The sequence below is a fragment of the Vibrio sp. CCB-PB317 genome, assembly GCF_022808245.1.
Taxonomy (GTDB): Bacteria; Pseudomonadota; Gammaproteobacteria; order Enterobacterales; family Vibrionaceae; genus Vibrio; species Vibrio diabolicus.
This window is the reverse complement of record NZ_JALGNU010000001.1, coordinates 683977-702971: the sequence shown is the minus strand read 5'-3', so window position 1 is coordinate 702971 and position 18995 is coordinate 683977. Positions and strand designations below refer to the sequence as shown.

General features: G+C 44.4%; 16 protein-coding genes. 5 read left to right on the top strand and 11 right to left on the bottom strand.

Translation table 11 applies throughout. The features are described 5' to 3' along the window. Positions 1-48: 48 nt before the first annotated feature. The 3 genes from ileS to murJ all read right to left on the bottom strand — a co-directional run bounded on the left by ileS (position 49) and on the right by murJ (position 5510). Entirely contained in the window at positions 49-2877 is a 2829-nt protein-coding gene (ileS, locus tag MTR11_RS03285) for an isoleucine--tRNA ligase (RefSeq protein WP_243327011.1), read from the bottom strand. Positions 2878-2941: 64 nt separating this feature from the next. Then, positions 2942-3877 carry a bifunctional riboflavin kinase/FAD synthetase gene (gene ribF, locus MTR11_RS03280; RefSeq protein WP_243327010.1) on the bottom strand — a complete coding sequence of 312 codons (936 nt, stop codon included), beginning with the start codon at positions 3875-3877 and terminating at the stop codon, positions 2942-2944. A 70-nt stretch (positions 3878-3947) separates the two neighbouring features. Further along, positions 3948-5510, bottom strand: coding sequence for a murein biosynthesis integral membrane protein MurJ (gene murJ / locus MTR11_RS03275; RefSeq protein WP_074192056.1), 1563 nt, complete (start codon positions 5508-5510; stop codon positions 3948-3950). A 305-nt stretch (positions 5511-5815) separates the two neighbouring features. On the opposite strand from murJ, the gene rpsT reads away from it, so the two are divergent. Then, positions 5816-6076 (top strand): 30S ribosomal protein S20, encoded by a 261-nt coding sequence (gene rpsT / locus MTR11_RS03270; RefSeq protein ID WP_005381938.1) that lies wholly within the window; start codon positions 5816-5818, stop codon positions 6074-6076. A gap of 305 nt (positions 6077-6381) precedes the next feature. Here the strand turns inward: rpsT and MTR11_RS03265 are convergent, their stop codons facing one another. Continuing rightward, the gene (locus MTR11_RS03265) at positions 6382-6684 is read right to left on the bottom strand and encodes an ArsR/SmtB family transcription factor (RefSeq protein ID WP_005397309.1); all 303 of its coding nucleotides are present in this window, start codon (positions 6682-6684) and stop codon (positions 6382-6384) included. Positions 6685-6973: 289 nt separating this feature from the next. Beyond that, positions 6974-7864 carry a transcriptional activator NhaR gene (gene nhaR / locus MTR11_RS03260; RefSeq protein ID WP_005381942.1) on the bottom strand — a complete coding sequence of 297 codons (891 nt, stop codon included), beginning with the start codon at positions 7862-7864 and terminating at the stop codon, positions 6974-6976. A 386-nt stretch (positions 7865-8250) separates the two neighbouring features. Between nhaR and MTR11_RS03255 the strand changes: the two genes are divergently transcribed. Next, positions 8251-9396, top strand: a complete 1146-nt coding sequence (locus tag MTR11_RS03255) for a Na/Pi symporter (protein ID WP_031780616.1) — start codon at positions 8251-8253, stop codon at positions 9394-9396. A gap of 148 nt (positions 9397-9544) precedes the next feature. Then, on the top strand, positions 9545-10687 hold the full coding sequence (locus tag MTR11_RS03250; protein WP_243327009.1) for a flavohemoglobin expression-modulating QEGLA motif protein: 1143 nt from the start codon (positions 9545-9547) through the stop codon (positions 10685-10687). A 71-nt stretch (positions 10688-10758) separates the two neighbouring features. On the opposite strand, the gene MTR11_RS03245 is transcribed toward MTR11_RS03250, so the two are convergent. From MTR11_RS03245 to rppH, 5 genes are all read right to left on the bottom strand, one after another. Further along, positions 10759-11610: a thymidylate synthase gene (locus MTR11_RS03245; protein WP_158157243.1), complete on the bottom strand. Its 852-nt coding sequence runs from the start codon at positions 11608-11610 to the stop codon at positions 10759-10761. A gap of 9 nt (positions 11611-11619) precedes the next feature. Then, positions 11620-12441, bottom strand: coding sequence for a prolipoprotein diacylglyceryl transferase (gene lgt / locus MTR11_RS03240; protein WP_005381948.1), 822 nt, complete (start codon positions 12439-12441; stop codon positions 11620-11622). An 87-nt stretch (positions 12442-12528) separates the two neighbouring features. After that, positions 12529-13320 (bottom strand): sulfite exporter TauE/SafE family protein, encoded by a 792-nt coding sequence (locus tag MTR11_RS03235; protein WP_006743341.1) that lies wholly within the window; start codon positions 13318-13320, stop codon positions 12529-12531. 6 nt (positions 13321-13326) lie between these two features. Then, on the bottom strand, positions 13327-15573 hold the full coding sequence (gene ptsP, locus MTR11_RS03230) for a phosphoenolpyruvate--protein phosphotransferase (RefSeq protein WP_243327008.1): 2247 nt from the start codon (positions 15571-15573) through the stop codon (positions 13327-13329). 2 nt (positions 15574-15575) lie between these two features. Next, on the bottom strand, positions 15576-16097 hold the full coding sequence (gene rppH, locus MTR11_RS03225) for an RNA pyrophosphohydrolase (protein WP_005381953.1): 522 nt from the start codon (positions 16095-16097) through the stop codon (positions 15576-15578). A gap of 619 nt (positions 16098-16716) precedes the next feature. Here rppH and mutH point away from each other — a divergent pair. Continuing rightward, positions 16717-17397, top strand: a complete 681-nt coding sequence (gene mutH / locus MTR11_RS03220; protein WP_145473141.1) for a DNA mismatch repair endonuclease MutH — start codon at positions 16717-16719, stop codon at positions 17395-17397. A 15-nt stretch (positions 17398-17412) separates the two neighbouring features. Here the strand turns inward: mutH and MTR11_RS03215 are convergent, their stop codons facing one another. After that, positions 17413-17724, bottom strand: a complete 312-nt coding sequence (locus tag MTR11_RS03215; protein ID WP_005397320.1) for a DUF6482 family protein — start codon at positions 17722-17724, stop codon at positions 17413-17415. A gap of 154 nt (positions 17725-17878) precedes the next feature. Between MTR11_RS03215 and MTR11_RS03210 the strand changes: the two genes are divergently transcribed. Beyond that, positions 17879-18913, top strand: coding sequence for an NADP(H)-dependent aldo-keto reductase (locus MTR11_RS03210; RefSeq protein ID WP_109168799.1), 1035 nt, complete (start codon positions 17879-17881; stop codon positions 18911-18913). Positions 18914-18995 lie beyond the last annotated feature (82 nt).

Below are 18995 nucleotides of genomic sequence, written 5' to 3'. Positions count from 1 at the left end.
AAATACTGGGGCTGTTAATTTTAAAAAAAGTTCAGTCGTTCTAGACAATTACGCGAATTTACGTACTTCACCTTCGCCTTCTACGTTAGACACACAACGACCACAGATTTTCTCGTGACCTTCAATTGTGCCTACGTCTGGCGTGTGGTGCCAACAACGATCACACTTCTCGCCTTCAGCTGCTGCTACTTCAACAAACAAGCCTTCGATATCCGTGGCTTGTGCTGCATCAGTCTTCTCACCTAGAGGCTTAACTGTCGCCGCAGAGGTTAGTAGAACAAAGCGCAGTTCATCTTCAAGTTTGTTGATCTTCGCCGCTAAAGCGTCATCAGCAAATAGAGTCACTTCAGCTTGTAGTGCACCACCGATGGTTTTCTCTTTACGCGCATCTTCTAGAAGTTTGTTTACTGCACCACGAACCGCTTGGATCTCAGCCCAGAATTCATTGTTCAGCTCTTCACCTTCAGCAAGGCCGAATAGACCGTCGAACCACTCACCAGTGAATACGAACTTGTCGCGCTCGCCTGGCATTTCGTTCCAAATTTCATCTGCAGTGAACGACATGATAGGCGCCATCCAACGAACAAGCGCTTCAACAATGTAGTAAAGCGCAGTCTGACAGCTACGTTGAGCGTTGCCGCCACGTTTTGCTGTGTACTGACGGTCTTTAATTACGTCTAGGTAGAAAGAGCCCATTTCGATCGAACAGAATTGCATTAGACGCTGAGTCACACCGTGTGTGTTGTACTCTTCGTATGCTTTAACAATCTCTTCTTGTGCTGCTAGCGCACGACCAACTGCCCAGCGATCTAGCGCAACCATCTCTTCAACAGGAACGATGTCTGTTTCAGGGTTGAAGCCGCTTAGGTTAGCAAGGAAGAAACGCGCTGTGTTACGGATACGACGGTAAGCATCTGCGCTACGTTTTAGGATTTCATCAGAAACCGCAACTTCACCAGTGTAGTCTGTTGAAGCAACCCATAGACGAAGAATATCAGCACCTAGCTTGTTAGTTACGTCTTTTGGCGCAACCACGTTACCGATAGATTTAGACATCTTACGACCCTGACCATCAACCACGAAACCGTGTGTCAGTACTTGTTTGTAAGGCGCTTCGTCTTTCATCGCGATAGAAGAAATTAGAGAAGACTGGAACCAACCACGGTGTTGGTCAGAACCTTCTAGGTATAGGTCTGCACTGTTGCCGTTGTACTCTTCACGAGCATCAACAACGGAGAAGTGAGTGACACCTGAATCGAACCATACGTCTAGCGTATCTAGTACTTTTTCGTATTGGTCAGCGTCAGCACCGAGTAGTTCAGCGGCATCTACATCCCACCATGCTTGGATGCCTTTCTCTTCAACCAGCTTAGCGACTTTCTCGATCAACTCTAGCGTGTTTGGATGAAGTTCTGCTGTTTCTTTATGAACAAACAGAGCAATTGGCACACCCCAAGTACGTTGACGAGAGATACACCACTCAGGGCGACCTTCGATCATGCCTTCGATGCGGCTTTGACCCCACTCAGGCATCCACTCTACGTTCTTGATTGACTCTAATGCTTTAGCACGTAGGCCAGCTTGGTCCATAGAAACGAACCATTGAGGTGTAGCACGGAAGATGATTGGAGTCTTATGACGCCAACAGTGTGGGTAGCTGTGCTCGTAAGCGTGGTGGTGTAGTAGTGCACCTTTTTCTTTCAGTACTTCAACTACTGCATCGTTCGCTTTAAATACGTGCTGACCAGCAAATAGCTCTGTATCTGGTAGGTAAACACCGTTTGAGCCAACTGGGTTTGCTACTTCTAGGTTGTACTTGTTACCAACCGCGAAGTCTTCTTGACCGTGACCCGGTGCAGTGTGAACAACACCAGTACCTGAATCAGTCGTAACGTGATCACCAAGGATCGCAGGTACAGTGAAATCGTAGAATGGGTGTTGGAATTGAGAAAGCTCTAGATCCGCACCTTTAGCAAAGCCAAGATTGTGGAAGTGCTCGATACCAGCACGGTCCATTACGTCTTTCGCCAGCTCAGCAGCAACGATGATACGCTCAGCGTTGTCGCCTTCTGTTTGGATAAGTACGTACTCTAGATCATCACGTAGACATACTGCGCGGTTTGCTGGCAGTGTCCAAGGTGTTGTTGTCCAGATAACGATAGACACGTCACCTTGGCCTTCATGACCTTCAGTCAGCTCAAACTTAGACAACAGTGCCGCTTCGTCAGCCGCTTTAAAACGAACGTCGATAGATGGCGATACTTTATCTTTGTATTCGACTTCCGCTTCAGCAAGAGCAGAACCACAGTCTGTACACCAGTGAACAGGTTTGAAACCTTTTAGCAGGTGACCATTGCTTGCGATCTTACCAAGAGCACGAATAATGTTTGCTTCAGTTGCAAAATCCATGGTGCGGTATGGTTTGTCCCACTCACCCATGATACCAAGACGTTTGAAGCTCTCTTTCTGACCTTCAACCTGACCTGCAGCGTATTCGCGACATTTCTCGCGGAATTCTGCTGCCGTCACTTTTTGGCCTGGCTTGCCTACTTTTTTCTCTACCATTAATTCAATAGGTAGACCGTGGCAGTCCCAGCCAGGAATGTAAGGTGCGTCAAAACCTGAAAGTGTTTTGGATTTAATAATAATGTCTTTAAGAATCTTGTTTAGTGCGTGACCAATATGAATGTCACCATTTGCGTAAGGAGGGCCATCGTGCAATACGAATGACTTTTTGCCTTTCTTAGCTTTACGGATTTCACCGTAAAGATCTTCTTTGTACCAACGCTTAAGCATTTCTGGCTCACGATTGGCCAGATTGCCGCGCATTGGAAACCCTGTTTCAGGTAAGTTCAGGGTATCTTTATACTCACTCATCGATTCTTAATTCCGTTATATTGGGCGAAAATTAGACATTATGTTGAACGGTGGAATAAACCGCTCAACGCTTAAGCTGACGCAGCCACACCCTTGCTGCTTCAGCATCCAATTCGATTTGTTGTTTAAGTGCTTCAAACGACTCAAACTTTTGCTCATCTCGAAGTTTATGCAAAAGTTCCACTTCTAGTTGCTTGCCATATAAATTGGCATGAAAGTCGAATAAGTGTACTTCTAACTGCTGGCGAACGCCATTGACAGTCGGTCTTTGACCAATATTAGCGACACCACCAATTGGCTTATTTCCTAAGCCAAGCGCTTGAACAACATAGACTCCAGAGACCGGAGAAACACAGCGTTTCAAAGGAATATTCGCAGTAGGAAAACCTATCGTTCTTCCCAGCTTTCTTCCGTGAGAAACACGACCGCTGATGCTGTAGTTTCTTCCCAGCATCTGTTGAGCGGAATGCAAATCGTCACGCGCCAGCGCTTGACGGATAGCCGTACTGCTGACACGTAATTGTTGTAAACAAAAGCTCTGGGTACTCACGACATCAAAACCGTACTTTTCCCCTGCTTCCTTCAACATGGCAAAGTTGCCAGTTCGGCCTTTGCCAAAGCAGAAATCATCACCAACGACAAGAAACTTAACACCCAAACGCTCGACCAACAAGTCACGGATAAATTCTTCCGCGGTTAAACTTGCAAAATGACGATTGAAATTGACGCAGAGCAAGCGATCAATATCGAGCTTACTCAATTGCACGAACTTATCGCGTAATCGCGTCAACCGTGCAGGTGCCTTGTCTTTGGCAAACAGCTCCATCGGCTGAGGTTCAAAGGTCATCACAACAGAAGGCAATGATAGCCTGTCCGCTTGCTCAGACACTTGCTGCAATACTTGTTGATGGCCTTTATGGACACCATCGAAATTGCCAATAGTCAGCACGCAACCATGATGTCGCGGGGTGATATTGTGAATGCCTCTAATCAGTTCCATTGGATACTGCTTTCTGCCTCTGTTTTTACTTTACACTGTGTGAAACTGACGGATTATATACTAATCACCCTTAGTCTGTCCCAGCTTTTAGGTCTTTTAAGCGTGCACCAGTTAAAAATAGAACCACTAGGTAAACCACGGCTCCTAGAGCGATCAACATTCCTAGTACACCGCTGCGGTGAGCAAAGCTCCAATCGAGCCACACTGACATGTCTTCCAATTGCCATAAGATCGCAGCCACCATCGCCGCACCTGCAATAACCAAACGTATAATAAAGAAGACGGTTCGTTTGGTGATTTGGTATACCCCTGCGATATGTAGACCACGATACAGCAATGCCATATTCACAAACGCCGAAAGTGCCGTCGCGATAGCCAAACCAACGTAACCATAAAAGTACGCAAAAATTGCGTTAAATACCATGTTGGTCACCATCGCAATGATGCCGTACTTTACTGGCGTTTTAGTATCTTGACGCGAGTAATAACCTGGCGCGAGCACCTTAATCAGCATGAAGTTCAACAAACCTGAAGCGTAGGCAAAAAGCGACAATGATGCTTGATGTACGTCTTGAGGAGAAAATTCACCTCGCATAAACAGAACCATGAGCATAGGTTTTGCCAGTACCATCAGACCAAGCATTGCAGGAAGGCCAAGCAAGATCACCATGCGCACCCCCCAATCCATGGTTTGCGCGAAGCCTTCACTTTGTGCGTCAACGTGCTTACGTGAAAGCGCGGGTAAAATCACAGTCGCAATCGCAATACCAAACAAGCCTAAAGGAAATTCCAATAAACGGTCTGAGTAATACAGCCAGCTGATCGAACCGGTTTGCAAAAAACTGGCGATGAACGTATCAAACAACAGGTTAATCTGACTGACCGATACGCCAAATAAAGCGGGGATCATCAAAGTACGGATTTTCACTACACCCGGATCGCGCCAGCCCCATTTTGGCTTAACCATGACGCCTGCTTTAATAAGGAAGGGAATTTGGAATAAGAACTGGACCAAACCACCTAAGAAAACACCAATAGAAAGCCCTATTTCTGGCATTTCCATTTGCGGCGAGATAAACCACGCCGCCAAAATAATCATCACATTGAGGAAAACAGGGGTAAAGGAGGAGACCGCAAATTTACCTAATGTATTGAGGATAGCGCCCGATAGAGCGACAAAGGTAATGAACCATAAATAGGGAAAGGTGATTTTGAGCATCACGCTAGCAAGCTCAAACTTTGCTGCAGCCGGGCCACCATGCATCCAGTCAAGGAACCAACCAAAACCAAACACTGCAGTGACCACGCCGGAGCCTAGGACACCTAAAATGGTAACAATCGAGACTATCACCCCTAACGTACCCGCAGCTCTAGCAATCAGTTCCCGAGTTTTGTCCATGTCACCTTGAGCATGACTTTCCGTTAAAACAGGTACAAACGCTTGGGAAAAAGCTCCTTCAGCAAACAAACGTCGTAAAAAGTTAGGGATTTTATTGGCGAAGAAAAAGACGTCTGCGCTTGCTCCTGCCCCCATTAAATTTGCCACTACAACATCACGAACTAGGCCAAGAACGCGGGAAATAAATGTCATAGCACTGACGATCATGCCAGACTTGAGTAGTCGTTTACTCACTGTAACCTCGGAATATCACCATAAGACAGCTAACCCTATACTGTTTCTCTGACAGGTGCTGTAAATAGACGTCAAAAATCTATCCGCGGGTTGTAAGGAATAAGTGTGCCTTTCGCGGATAATTATTAGCATTGGTATAAAAATGCTGTTAGAATCCCCGCCATCTTAACCGCGATAACCTCTCTTACCAAAATTTGTTTTGGCTTAGATCGGTTTTTGCACAAATCATTTGACATTTAAGCGCAAATGAGGGATATTCCTCGCCCTTAAATTGTCACAGAACTAAGTTTTTGGGAGTTAGACCCTTGGCAAATAGTAAATCTGCTAAGAAGCGCGCTATCCAAGCTGAGAAACGTCGTCAGCACAATGCTAGCCGTCGCTCAATGATGCGTACTTACATGAAGAAAACTGTTGCTGCTATCGAAGCAGGCGACAAAGAAGCTGCAACTGCTGCATTCGCTGTAGTTACACCTATCCTAGACCGCATGGCAACTAAAGGCCTTATTCACAAGAATAAAGCAGCTCGCCATAAGTCTCGTTTCGCTGCACAAATCAAAGCTCTTTAATAGAGCCCTGATTTTACAGTGAAGAAAAAACCGACCTTGTGTCGGTTTTTTTATATCTACAAAATTTTCTTAATAAAAAAGCTGGCAATGCCAGCTTTTCTTTTTCTGCACGCCTATTCAAAGGCATCAGCTTATTTACCTTATAAAGCTCAAACTGGAAAGCACCAATAAAACACTTGAGAACAAAGCAAATTGGTCGATGCGCAGCAACTCTACCATCAAAAGTTTAACGCCACTCTCAAATATTCCAACGAGTTAGACTCACAGCCTAAAATGAACGATATATTAGGTATATGTAATTAACGCTAAGCGCTTTCAGCACAATAAAGACTATGCAGTGTTTTTATTAACGCTTTCACTTCATCACTCTTTAATGTGTAGTACACGGTTTGTGCTTCTTTCCTTGTCGTGACTAGCTCATCACGGCGAAGCCAAGCAAGATGCTGAGATAATGCCGACTGGCTTAGCTCTAACTTTGCACACAGCTCTCCCACGGACAGCTCTTGGTTATGCAGCATACAAAGGATTTGTAGGCGTCTCTCGTTTGCCATCGCTTTGAGCAACACGACGGCTTTTGCGGAGTTCTGCTCCATTTCTTGTAGATTCATGTGTTGGACCTCTAGCTACAACTTACTTATTCCAACCCTGGCCAGCTTGTTGTGTTGCACTGATTTATATATCTAAGAAAATCAAGATACACTTCCAGAGTCTTCATTATTAGAACCTCTAATTTAGTTGTTAGTGATACACCAATATTATCCACCAAAGTGGAGAATTGATGCGCCATCAATAATTAATAGTTTTGCTCACTAAAACAAGTATCTTGAGTTACTTAGGTATTATTTAGAATTATATTTTTATTGATAGTAATCTATTTATTTGCGCAACGATACGGGTTTACTCAAACATTTGACTGAAATCAGCATCACAAACATTTTTTACCGCTGGGTGTTGGATCATTCGTTCCGCAAAAATCACGTAGTACTCTTCTTTTAACCCATCGACATGACCAATTAGCTGTAGATTTCGGTCGTCCTCAATCTCCGACATGTATACGGTCGGCGCTAAGAAAATCACATCATCGTGATACCGTGCGAAAGCCTTCATCAACGCAACATCATCAAATTCTCCCAACACATTAGGCTGAAGACCTTGACGATCAAACCACTGAATAACCTTACGCCCCATTGCTGTTCGGCTTGCAGGAATCAAAAGCTTTTTCTGTTCCAGAATCTCAGGGAAACGCACATTTTCAATTTCAGAAGAGGCGAAAAAGCTCATGCTGCTCTCACCTAGCTTTTTGCTATAAAGGCCAGGGCTTTGAGTTGAGTCAACGGGACAATCCGAGAGGATCATATCCAGCTTGTGCTGAGACAGTCGTTCAAGTAGCAATTCGTGGGTTGACTCATAACAGCGTAAATGAATACTGTTATCTTCCGGGACAGTCGTCATTAGTACTTTACTGACCAAGCGCTTAGATAACGCATCGGCTACGCCAACTTCAAACAGAATGTTCGAGTGCTGACTGTAATTGACGATATCTAACATCTCATAACTCAAACCAAACATTCGGTCGGCGTACTTAAAAACAAGTTGCCCTAACTCAGTTGGCTCAACTGTACGACCATTTCGTTTGGTTAACTTTCCTTTCATGCGTTCTTCAAGCGCTTTAATCTGCCCTGTCACGGTTTGCGGTGTTAGGAAAAGCGCATCGGCCGCTTTAGTTACAGAGCCCTGTTTGCACACCATCCAGAAATAATATAGATGGTTGTAGTTTAGATGTGACATGATCAAGTCCCGAAAAGAAAGTGATGCTTTTTATACCAAATGTGACAGAGACAAACAATAAACTCGACAAAACCATACAATACATTACAAAAACATAAGTTTTACCGAATATATAAAATTAATACTGTCATAAAAGTTGAACTGAGGCGCATTTTCTTTCTAAAGAAAACGCAATAACCACACAAAACGAAAGCCAAATTTATTCATTAAATTCAAACAGTTAAAAACCTTCATTTTTCCCTACTCACACCACTATCAAAAAGAACAATAAAAATTACTCACAGCAAGAAATCTGTAATATTACTGAAATATTTGTTCTCTAACATCGCCCGCAGTTTCAACTACAGACCGAAAAATGAACTGAAAGGTCAACGGAGAAAATTATGATGAACCAAGCTACTTCAACAGTGGCGCCAATTTCGAGCACTGCTCGTTGGTTACGCTGGGCTAACTTGGCATTCATGTTGTATCTGCTTCTTCTAGCAGTATCTATGGTTGGTAGTGGCTTCAAATGGGCAACTGGCGATCAAGCTAAGGTGCTATTTGAGTTTGCCGCTCACCCTGTTGCAGGTCTAATGATCGGCTTGGTGGCAACAGCCTTAATTCAGTCCTCAAGTACTGTAACGTCTATTATTGTAGGTTTGGTTGCAGGTGGCTTACCAGTAGAAACCGCGATTCCAATGGTGATGGGTGCCAATATTGGTACCACAGTGACCAATACGCTTGTTTCTCTTGGTCACGTACGTTGTAAAGAAGAGTTCAAACGTGCATTTGCAAGCGCAACTATTCACGACTTCTTCAACTTACTTGCTGTTGCTATTTTCCTTCCGTTGGAAATGATGTTCGGCATTTTAGAGAAAGTTTCTCATTGGCTTGTTTCTCCACTACTTGCTACTGGCGATATGAGCATTAAAGGCTTCAACTTCATTAAGCCAATAACAAAACCAGTTGTGGGTGCAATCAAAGAGCCACTTTCAACATTCGGTGATACTGTTGGTGGCATCATGCTTATCGTTTTGGGTATTGCGACAATCTTCGTTGCAATTACGGTAATGGGTAAGCTAATGAAGAGCCTAATGGTTGGCCGCGCACGTGAAATTTTGAAAAACGCGATTGGTCGTGGCCCTATTCACGGTATTGTATCGGGTTCAATCGTGACTGTGTTGGTACAATCTTCATCAACAACAACTAGCTTGATGGTTCCACTTGTGGGTACAGGCGTTCTTAAAGTTCGTGATATTTACCCATTCACGCTAGGTGCAAACATTGGTACTTGTATTACGGCGCTACTAGCAGCAACAGCCGTATCGGGTGAGTTTGCGGTATTCGCGCTTCAAATCGCTCTGGTACACCTAGTATTTAATATCATGGCAACGCTGTTTATCTTTGGTATTCCGTTCCTACGTGAAATTCCAGTGAAAGGCGCTGAGATGATTTCTGAAATGGCTATCAAGAACAAAGCTGTTGTCGGTGGCTACCTAATGTCTGTATTCGTTATTTTACCAGGCGCGATCTTAGCCCTAACGACATAACAATAACTTACATACCATCGCTTATTGTTTAGGCTCCACATTGTGGGGCCTTTTTTGCGTTAATGACGCTGTTCAAATTCGTTGTCTGGTGATAATTTGAGCCATACCAGCATACTTATGCTGAGCTACCTCATTTGGAGTCGACAACATGACGCAGCTTAATGGCACTATTTCTGATCAGCTACTCGCAATAGACGAAAACCTAACTCAACTGGTTGCTGATATTGATATCCTCAGTAGCGTGAATCCTCTCAATTATGCTCAGGAAAGAGAGCGCTTTATTAAGAACAAATACTCTCAAGAGCCTAACTTCCAATACTCAACTACCAATCTAGATACTCACAGCGCAAAGCGACGTTTGTATGAACTGCCTTTAGAAAATATTCAAGACACCCAATTACAAAAGCTGTACGCGGATGTGATTCAGTCTTACGCAGATAAATTGGATCAAGTGAATACTATCGGTACACAAGAGTTTCTTTATAACTCCTTGCGCTATTACGGAGAGCCGAGCGCCAAAGATATTGCCAACGCCCATTTCATTTTACACCTTCCCACGGAAGAAGAGAGCAAACCGCAGCATGATAGCCGTGCGATAGCACACTTCATGCAAAACTTTGCTCAACGTAATGGATATGAGTGTGAAATACAGGTGTTGGATGGGATGTTAGCAAACGCACTCGTTTCGGGGTCTCGAGTCAAAATTAACCACGCAGCATACATCACGACCGATGAGTTAGAGGCTCTCGCACATCATGAAATGGGTGTACACCTTCTTACTACGCTTAATGGTCGTCAACAACCGCTAAAGGTCCTGAGCTTAGGGTGCCCAGCCAATACCAACACCCAAGAAGGGCTGGCTATATTGTGTGAATATCTGTCAGGACATTTCAGTATCAAACGCCTAAGAACCTTAGCCTTACGAGTCCTGGCGGTAGAGTCGATGATCAAGGAACGAGATTTCCGCCATACGTTCATGCTATTAAAAGAACAGTATAAAACGTCTGACCTTCAAGCATTTACAACGACTGCTCGTGTGTATCGAGGAGGCGGTTTGACGAAGGATTACTTGTACCTCAGAGGGTTCCGAGAGGTGCTCAATGCCTACGATAAACTGGGCAATGACTTTTCATTGTTGCTATGTGGGAAAACAGAACTGAAGTATTTTGAGCTTATTGACTCATTAGTGAGCAAACAAATATTCACCCAACCCAAGTTTATTAGCCCGGCACTGTCTGCACCGAAGCAGACCAACCCTATTCACCGCTATATTGTCAGTGCACTCAAGTAATATCTTCAAAGTACGAAAAAGCAAAAAAGCTCCATTCGGAGCTTTTTTCATATCTTGAAGAACAACACTGGTTACACTGAGAATGGGTAACGAATAGGGTCGTGATGCTCGTATCCTTCAACCCAAAAGTCATCCAGTGTGACCCATGTTTCCAGATCTTCTAGAGATTTAATCTCTGGATTGATGTGGAACGTCGGCGCTTTTAATGGTTCACGCTTCAACTGAACATCACGCATCAGTTCAAGCTGATCTTCATAAATGTGCGCATTCACAATCTTATGAAATGCCTGACCAGGTTTCTTGCCCGTGATTTGCGCCATGATCGCCAAGAACACGTAAACTTGAACCATATTGAAGTTTAAGCCAAGCGGTACATCACACGAACGCTGAGTACTGTTCAGGTAAAGCGTATCATCCAGCAATGAAAAATGGTGGCTATACATGCAAGGACGCAAGCACCCCATGTGGAATTCACCCGGGTTGTAGAAGTTCAAGATTTCACCGCGATCATCAACACCACGCGTTAAGTCATCCACTATCTTGCGTAATTGGTCAACATGCCCGCCATCAGGCTTCGCCCATGCGCGCCCTTGGACGCCGTAGACACGGCCCATGTCGTCTTCACCTTTACGGTATGGATTATTTAACCAAGCATCATTTAGGTTGGCATTGGCATCCCAGGTTTTCGTGCCCAGATTACGAAAATCTTCCGCATTATCGTAACCACGAATGTACCCTAGTAGCTCTGCAACGGCCGCTTTCCAAAAACTTTTACGTGTGGTTACCAACGGAAATTGATTGTTCGCAACATCGTAGGTTAAATCCGCGTTGATTACGGTCAGGCAGCGCTTGCCTGTACGCTCATTTTCAACCCAAACACCTTGGTCAACGATGCGTTGACACAAATCTAAATACTGTTTCACACCAATACCTTACTTCGTCTTTTGTGGTAACTCGTCTTTGTAATGACCACGTTTGTATGCCCAAACCATCATTAGGACACCGATAACCACCATTGGCAGGGATAGAATCTGTCCCATGGAAATAAAGCCACCGAATAAACCCAAATGAGCGTCTGGTTCGCGCACGTACTCAACTAGGAAGCGGAATGTACCATATCCAGCTAAAAATAGCCCTGAAACAGAACCTAGAGGACGAGGTTTCTTGATGAACCAATTCAAGATGAAGAAAAGTACGATACCTTCAAGCGCCATTTCATAAAGCTGCGATGGATGACGCGGCAGTGGGCCGCCATTTGGAAAAACGATCGCCCAAGGCACATCCGTTACTCGGCCCCATAGTTCGCTGTTCATGAAGTTACCCAAACGCCCCATACCTAAACCAAATGGCACAAGCGGCGCGATAAAGTCGGCAACACCGAAGAAAGTTCGCCCGTTTTTGTGTGCATACCAGAACATCGCGGTAATCACACCCAGTAAGCCCCCGTGGAAAGACATACCACCGGTCCACACTTTAAACAGATACAAAGGGTCAGCCAGGAAGAGCTCAAAATTGTAGAAAAGCACGTAGCCTACACGGCCACCAATCACCACGCCAAGGAAGCCTGCGAACAACAAATCAGAAACCTGTTCTCGTGTCCAACCACTTCCCGGCTTATCCGCACGTCGGTTCGCCAACCATAGGGCGAACATAAAGCCCACAAGGTACATCAAACCGTACCAACGAACCGAAACAGGACCAATAGAGATTAAAACCGGATCAATATTGGGAAATTCAATATATCCCTGAGACATAAATCATTCTCTTCTTATCACAACAAAATAAATATACCCAAGTAACCTCTAGATGCTTGGTTCAGCGAGAATGACTTGGGTACAAACTTAGAGCAGCATGGTCGCTGCTACAAACATTAAGAACACCGCGAATATCTTTTTTAATACCGCAGTTGGAAGGTTAGTTGCCAGCTTTGCGCCCACTTTTGTTGTGAGCATCGAGGCCATGGCAATCGCTAATAAAGCGGGAAGATAAACATAGCCAATACTGTATGAAGGTAAGCCTTCCACTTTATAGCCATGTAAGATGAAACCGATCATACCAGAAATAGCAATCACGCAACCACAAACGGAAGATGAACCTACCGCTTTACGCATTTCTATCCCGTGTTTATTTAAAAATGGGACCGACAGTGAACCACCACCAATACCAGCAAGGCTTGATACGACGCCAATCCCCGTGCCATACGCAACGGTCACCGGGCTGCTCGGCATAGGTTTACTGCTCGTAACTTTAATGGAACGGAACATTTGTACTGACAGGCAAAGAACAATGACACCAAATACTTTCGGCAAGTAGTGCGTAGGGATCCACTCAGCAATATTGGCACCGACAAAACCACCTATAACCACACCTGGCATCAACCATTTTACGACGAACATATCGACATTGCCGAGCTTAAGGTGATTCATCGCCGATGAGCCTGACGTGACAATAATACTCGCTAACGAAGTGGCTAGGGCCATGTGCATACTCATTTCTGGAGAGATTCCAGCAAGAGGAAGCAAATACAACAAGGCAGGAACAACAATCAAACCACCACCGATACCGAGTAACCCCGCCATCACACCCACAAAAGCGCCTAGCGCCAACAATAACAAAAATAAAGAGACGGTCACGATTTCCTACTTTTTACCTGCACGGATAAAGCCCGCAAAGCCCTGTTGAATGAAGAAGTCATGCATCATTTGATGGATGTCCTCCCCGTAGGATTTTGTCATTGCTTGCTCCGCTAATTTTTCTAATTCTTCTTGTTGACTATGACGAATCAAATATTTCACCTTAGCCACGTTGGAGGTGTTCATACTCAAACTGGTATACCCTAACCCAAGTAAGAGAAGAGCGCCAAATGGATCACCCGCTAGCTCACCACAAATACACACGGGCACCTGATATTTATCACACACCTCATGGATTTGCTTAAGCGCTAACAGTACCGCAGGATGCATAGATTCATAGACATCCGCTACGCGCGAATTGTTCCTATCTACCGCTAATAAATACTGAGTTAAATCGTTTGTCCCGACAGAAACAAAATCAACACGGTGAGCAATCGTTGGCAATAAATACACCATTGATGGCACTTCGATCATGACCCCAACTTGTGGGAACTGAATTCTATCATCAAGCAACACGGCTTCGCTGTGAGCTTGATTAATCAAGCTAATGGCATCGTCTAGCTCTTTTACCCCTGACACCATTGGCAATAAGATACTTAAGTTTCCGCTTTCTGCACTCGCTCTTAACATTGCACGCAGCTGGATCAAGAAAATGTCTGGATGATCCAATGTAAAACGAATGCCACGCCAGCCTAGAAACGGATTATCTTCTTCGATGGGCAAATACGGCAAAGGTTTATCACCACCAATATCCAAAGTACGCATCACCACTCGTTGATTCGGATAGCTTTTAAGTATTGCTTGGTATTGATGATACTGCTCATCTTCCGACGGAAAGTGATGCTGAAGTAAAAATGCAATCTCAGTTCGGTACAACCCAACACCATCAACACCTGTATTGATGGCAATATTACTGTCTGCACTGAGTCCCGCGTTCAGCATAATTTCGATATGGTGATTATCTTGCGTAACCGCAGGGAGTGCGAGGTCCTTGTTTACCATGGCAAACAATTCAGACTCTTCGCTTACTAAGCTGCGATACTCTCGCAACAACTGGCGGTTTGGCTCTAAGAAGATCTCACCCGTATAGCCGTCGACTATCCCTAGTTTGCCATTGACCACATCCGGGTTAATGTTGGCGCCCATGACAGCGGGAACTCCAAGTGCGCGAGACAAAATAGCCGCATGAGAGTTCGCGCCACCTTCTAGTGACACGACGGCTAACAAAAACTCTTTAGGTACAGACGCGAGCAAGGTGGCTGTGAGTTCATTCGCCACCAAAATAATGGGACGATCAATTGCAGAATTTTCTTGCTCACTGTTATGTAGAAAATAGAGCAGCCTTTGCCCTAACTCTCGGATGTCTTGCGCTCTCTCGCGCATGTAGACATCCGACATTCTGGCAAATCGATTCGAGTATGATTCTACCACTTGGCGTAACGCCCAGTCTGCCCTATCTCCTTTTTCAATCTGCTTCTTCAAATCACCGCGAAGCATCGGGTCATTGAGTAAGTGCGTAAACAGATCGAAGATCGCCAGCGCATCTTTGTTGATTTCACTGTCCAGCTTTTTCCGCATACGGCGAAAATCATTTAACGCTCGCTCTATGGCCACCAGCAATGTCTCGTGCTCACGTTCCTTATCTAACGTGGACGATGGGAAAACATCCGATAAACTCGGTTGGGTATTGTCGAACCAAAACTCTCCAATCGCGACACCAGTAGATGCAGGCAAACCTTTTAATACCGTGGGTTTAGATGCCAACTGCCAATGCCCAAGATTCTGCGCATGCGCAATAAGCACTGCTAGCTGAGCGGACAACGTGACAAGAAACGACTCTTCCATTTCACTGAACAAGCGCGGTGTTTTTTGCTGGATCACCAACACACCTAAAACTTGTTTTCGATGAATGATTGGAGTGGCTAAAAAGGAGTGGTAAATCTGTTCGCCGAGTTGAGGGAAGAATTTAAACTCGGGATGTTTTGAGGCTTCGGCAAGGTTGAGTGGCTCTGCGCTTCGTTTAACCAACCCAACCAAGCCTTCATTGAAGTTGATATGAATACTATCACCTTCAAAAATAAGGCCTTGAGTTGCCATTAACTCAAGGCGCTGCATTTCTTCATTAGCAAGATAGATAGTACAGCACTCAGTGCGAAGGGCAGCACAAGTCTCTTTCACCAATATATCGAGTGCCAGATGCACATCATCGACCCTGGAGACTTTCTCAACTATTTCCCTTAGCTGACTGAGCATGATTATCCTCTACGTTGCTTTTTTCTTTTCCCTTTCGCTTTTCTCTCTCGAAAAGGCATGGCTAAGGATGCAAACTCTTTCATCGCTCGTCGATAAACATCTCGCTTGAAAGAAACAACTTGCCTAACTGGATACCAGTAACTCACCCAGCGCCAACCATCAAATTCAGGGGATTTTCCGCGTTGCATATTAATACGAGATTCATCGCATTCTAATCTCAGCAGAAACCATTTCTGTTTTTGGCCGATACAAACAGGCTTGGAGTCCCAACGCACCAATCGCTTTGGTAGCTTATATCTTAACCAATGACGACTTGTTGCAATGATCTTAACGTCTTTTTTCGTTAAACCGACTTCTTCGTATAACTCCCTAAACATGGCTTGTTCAGGGGTTTCACCTTCGTCAATCCCACCTTGTGGAAATTGCCATGAGTGTTGCCCGTATCGTTTAGCCCAGAAGACCTGACCATGGTTATTACATATCACAATACCAACATTAAGTCGGTAACCATCGCCATCTATCACTGGCTAACCTCTATGAATAAATTTTTTATTACCGTGATTTTTCCACATATCCCCATTACTAGCAAACTTACTGATGTGATATGAGCAAGATTTATTACCTTTTCACCATATTTGGATATCTTTTAATCAAATCATACCTTATCAACACAAGAGTGAGACATTGCCCACATTTATTCACCTTTTCTGTGAATAACTTTGTGAAGAATTCAATTAAAATGAATAATTCTGTTCAACCCCATCACAAGCAAAACAAATAAAGAAACAGAAAAACAAACATAAAACATTGATAAAAAAGTCTTTATTTTAAAAAATAGCGATAAATCGATCTTCAGTTTCTTGATGATCTTTTCACCAAACCCAGATCGGTCAAAGATCCACCAACCGGCTATTTATCCACACTCACCTGCTCTTCGTTTAGATGATTACAACAAAATCAACCCTAAAAATGCATTTTAGCCCCTGTTTATTCATACAGACCTCGTCAGGATCTTATCAACACCTCCTCTACCTGTGGATAAGTTATGAATTGATCGTTCTTACACCGCCTCGGTGAAATCTTAAACAGTAGATTTGGCCGGAGTTTGATAAACTATATTTTTTGTAATACCACCTTGTGACTATGAAACCAGAACCACAAACAGAAGCAGAGCTATTGGAACGAGCGCATGATATGGCAGGACTCAGTTTTGCTGAGTTGGCCGCCGAGGCGAATATGATTGTTCCTGAAAACTTAAAACGTGATAAAGGTTGGGTGGGTCAATTACTCGAATGGCACTTGGGCGCTCCGGCTGGCAGTAAACCTCAACAAGATTTCGCAAAACTAGGGATCGAGTTGAAAAGTATTCCGATCAGTTACTCTGGCAAACCTTTAGAAACAACCTTTGTTTCTGTGGCTCCCCTCACTGGTGTTCATGGTCTTACATGGGAAACAAGTCATGTTCGAAACAAGCTATCTCGTGTGCTTTGGGTACCAGTGGAAGGGGAACGAGAAATTCCACTTGCAGAAAGACGTGTTGGTAGCCCACTGATTTGGTCACCAGACGACGAAGAAGAGCGTATTTTACGAAACGACTGGGAAGAGCTAATGGAGATGATCGTCTTGGGGAAATTTGATCAAATTTCCGCCAGACACGGAGAAGCGCTGCATCTTCGCCCTAAAGCCGCGAATGCAAAAGCACTCACCGAAGCATACAGCTCAAATGGCAAGCCGATAAAAACTCTGCCCCGAGGTTTTTACCTCAGAACACAGTTTACTGAACAGATCTTACTCAAGCACTACATCAACACGCAATCTGAGTAATGTTGTTTCCGCCATTTAGTGCGTCACGAGCGATAACTCGATATCACAGTACGAGGCTGCCTCTTCAGTGCCACATTCGTCATACGCATTGTGCAGCCTTAAGTACGCTTTATCTACCCCTAACCTCAGCAGCTCTTCTTTCACCAAATCTAGCGAACCGAAATGTATCGGATCTTCACCGTCTTTAATTGGCTCAAGTTGATGCTTGTACTCCACTGCTAGCAAATAGTCAGAGACATCAGAACACCCAATCACAAATACTTTGGGAGTTTTATAAGTATCTTTATGGGGACCGTGTAACCACATGTCCAATTGATGCTTCTGCATAACGTACCTCCTTCACACGATCATTTAAGTGTAGTTAGGCTATGTATAGCTTTCGAGTTTGGTCTTCCTTTATACGTAAATCATTTGCGATAGCGGTTAAAAATCCCCTATATTGGAATCACTTATTTAGTCGGTAACTCTTCAAGGACGTGATATGCAATACACAAAACTACCGCACTCATCACTTGAGATCAGTAAAATCTGCCTCGGAACCATGACGTTTGGCGAGCAAAATACAGAAAAGGACGCCTTTGAACAGCTCGACTTTGCCCTTGATCATGGGGTGAATTTCATTGATACCGCAGAGATGTACCCTGTACCTCCCAAAGCGGAAACGCAAGGACTCACCGAGCAATACATCGGTAATTGGTTAGCAAAGAGCGGCAAACGTGAAAAAGTTGTGCTGGCAACAAAAGTGGCTGGCCCTCGTGGTGTCCCTCACATCCGAGACAACATGAGCCTTAATCGTCGCCACATCCATACAGCAATTGATGACAGCCTTAACCGCCTGCAAACGGATTATGTCGATTTATACCAATTACATTGGCCTCAACGTCAAACTAACTGCTTTGGTCAACTCAACTACCCATACCCTGACAAACAAGAAGAAGTCACGTTAATTGAAACATTGGAAGCGCTTACAGAATTAGTGAATGCAGGCAAAGTACGCTATATCGGCGTATCAAACGAGACGCCGTGGGGTGTGATGTCGCTACTGCGTTTGGCAGAGAAACACGATTTGCCAAGAATTGTCTCCATTCAAAACCCATATAACTTATTGAACCGCAGCTTCGAAGTTGGCTTGTCTGAAATCAGCCATTACGAAGGCGTTCAGTTACTTGCTTACTCTCCTTTGGCATTTGGCTGCCTGAGTGGTAAATACCTAAACGGGGCAAAACCTGAAGGCGCTCGATGCACTAAGTGGGAGCGTTTTGCGCGCTACTTCACTCCACAAGGTGTTAAAGCGACCGAAGCTTACGTCAATTTAGCCCAAGAGCATGGTTTGGATCCTGCACAAATGGCACTTGCATTTGTCAATCAGCGCCCATTTGTAGCATCTAATATTATCGGCGCGACCAACCTTGACCAATTAAAAGCCAACATCGACAGTATCGATCTAAAACTAAGCGATGAGCTCCTGACTGAGATTCAAGCAATTGGTACAACCTACTCGAATCCATGCCCTTAACAGTAAAGCTCCCCTCAAACGAAAACAGCTGACCTTCAAGGTCAGCTGTTTATCAAATGAAGTATGACTTCATATCGCACGT

Coding starts and splice junctions, on each gene's coding strand:
- ileS (WP_243327011.1), bottom strand. CDS start 2,877: ATGAGTGAGTATAAAGATACCCTGAACTTACCTGAAACAGGGTTTCCA.
- ribF (WP_243327010.1), bottom strand. CDS start 3,877: ATGGAACTGATTAGAGGCATTCACAATATCACCCCGCGACATCATGGT.
- MTR11_RS03265 (WP_005397309.1), bottom strand. CDS start 6,684: ATGAATCTACAAGAAATGGAGCAGAACTCCGCAAAAGCCGTCGTGTTG.
- nhaR (WP_005381942.1), bottom strand. CDS start 7,864: ATGTCACATCTAAACTACAACCATCTATATTATTTCTGGATGGTGTGC.
- MTR11_RS03255 (WP_031780616.1), top strand. CDS start 8,251: ATGAACCAAGCTACTTCAACAGTGGCGCCAATTTCGAGCACTGCTCGT.
- MTR11_RS03250 (WP_243327009.1), top strand. CDS start 9,545: ATGACGCAGCTTAATGGCACTATTTCTGATCAGCTACTCGCAATAGAC.
- lgt (WP_005381948.1), bottom strand. CDS start 12,441: ATGTCTCAGGGATATATTGAATTTCCCAATATTGATCCGGTTTTAATC.
- ptsP (WP_243327008.1), bottom strand. CDS start 15,573: ATGCTCAGTCAGCTAAGGGAAATAGTTGAGAAAGTCTCCAGGGTCGAT.
- mutH (WP_145473141.1), top strand. CDS start 16,717: ATGAAACCAGAACCACAAACAGAAGCAGAGCTATTGGAACGAGCGCAT.
- MTR11_RS03215 (WP_005397320.1), bottom strand. CDS start 17,724: ATGCAGAAGCATCAATTGGACATGTGGTTACACGGTCCCCATAAAGAT.
- MTR11_RS03210 (WP_109168799.1), top strand. CDS start 17,879: ATGCAATACACAAAACTACCGCACTCATCACTTGAGATCAGTAAAATC.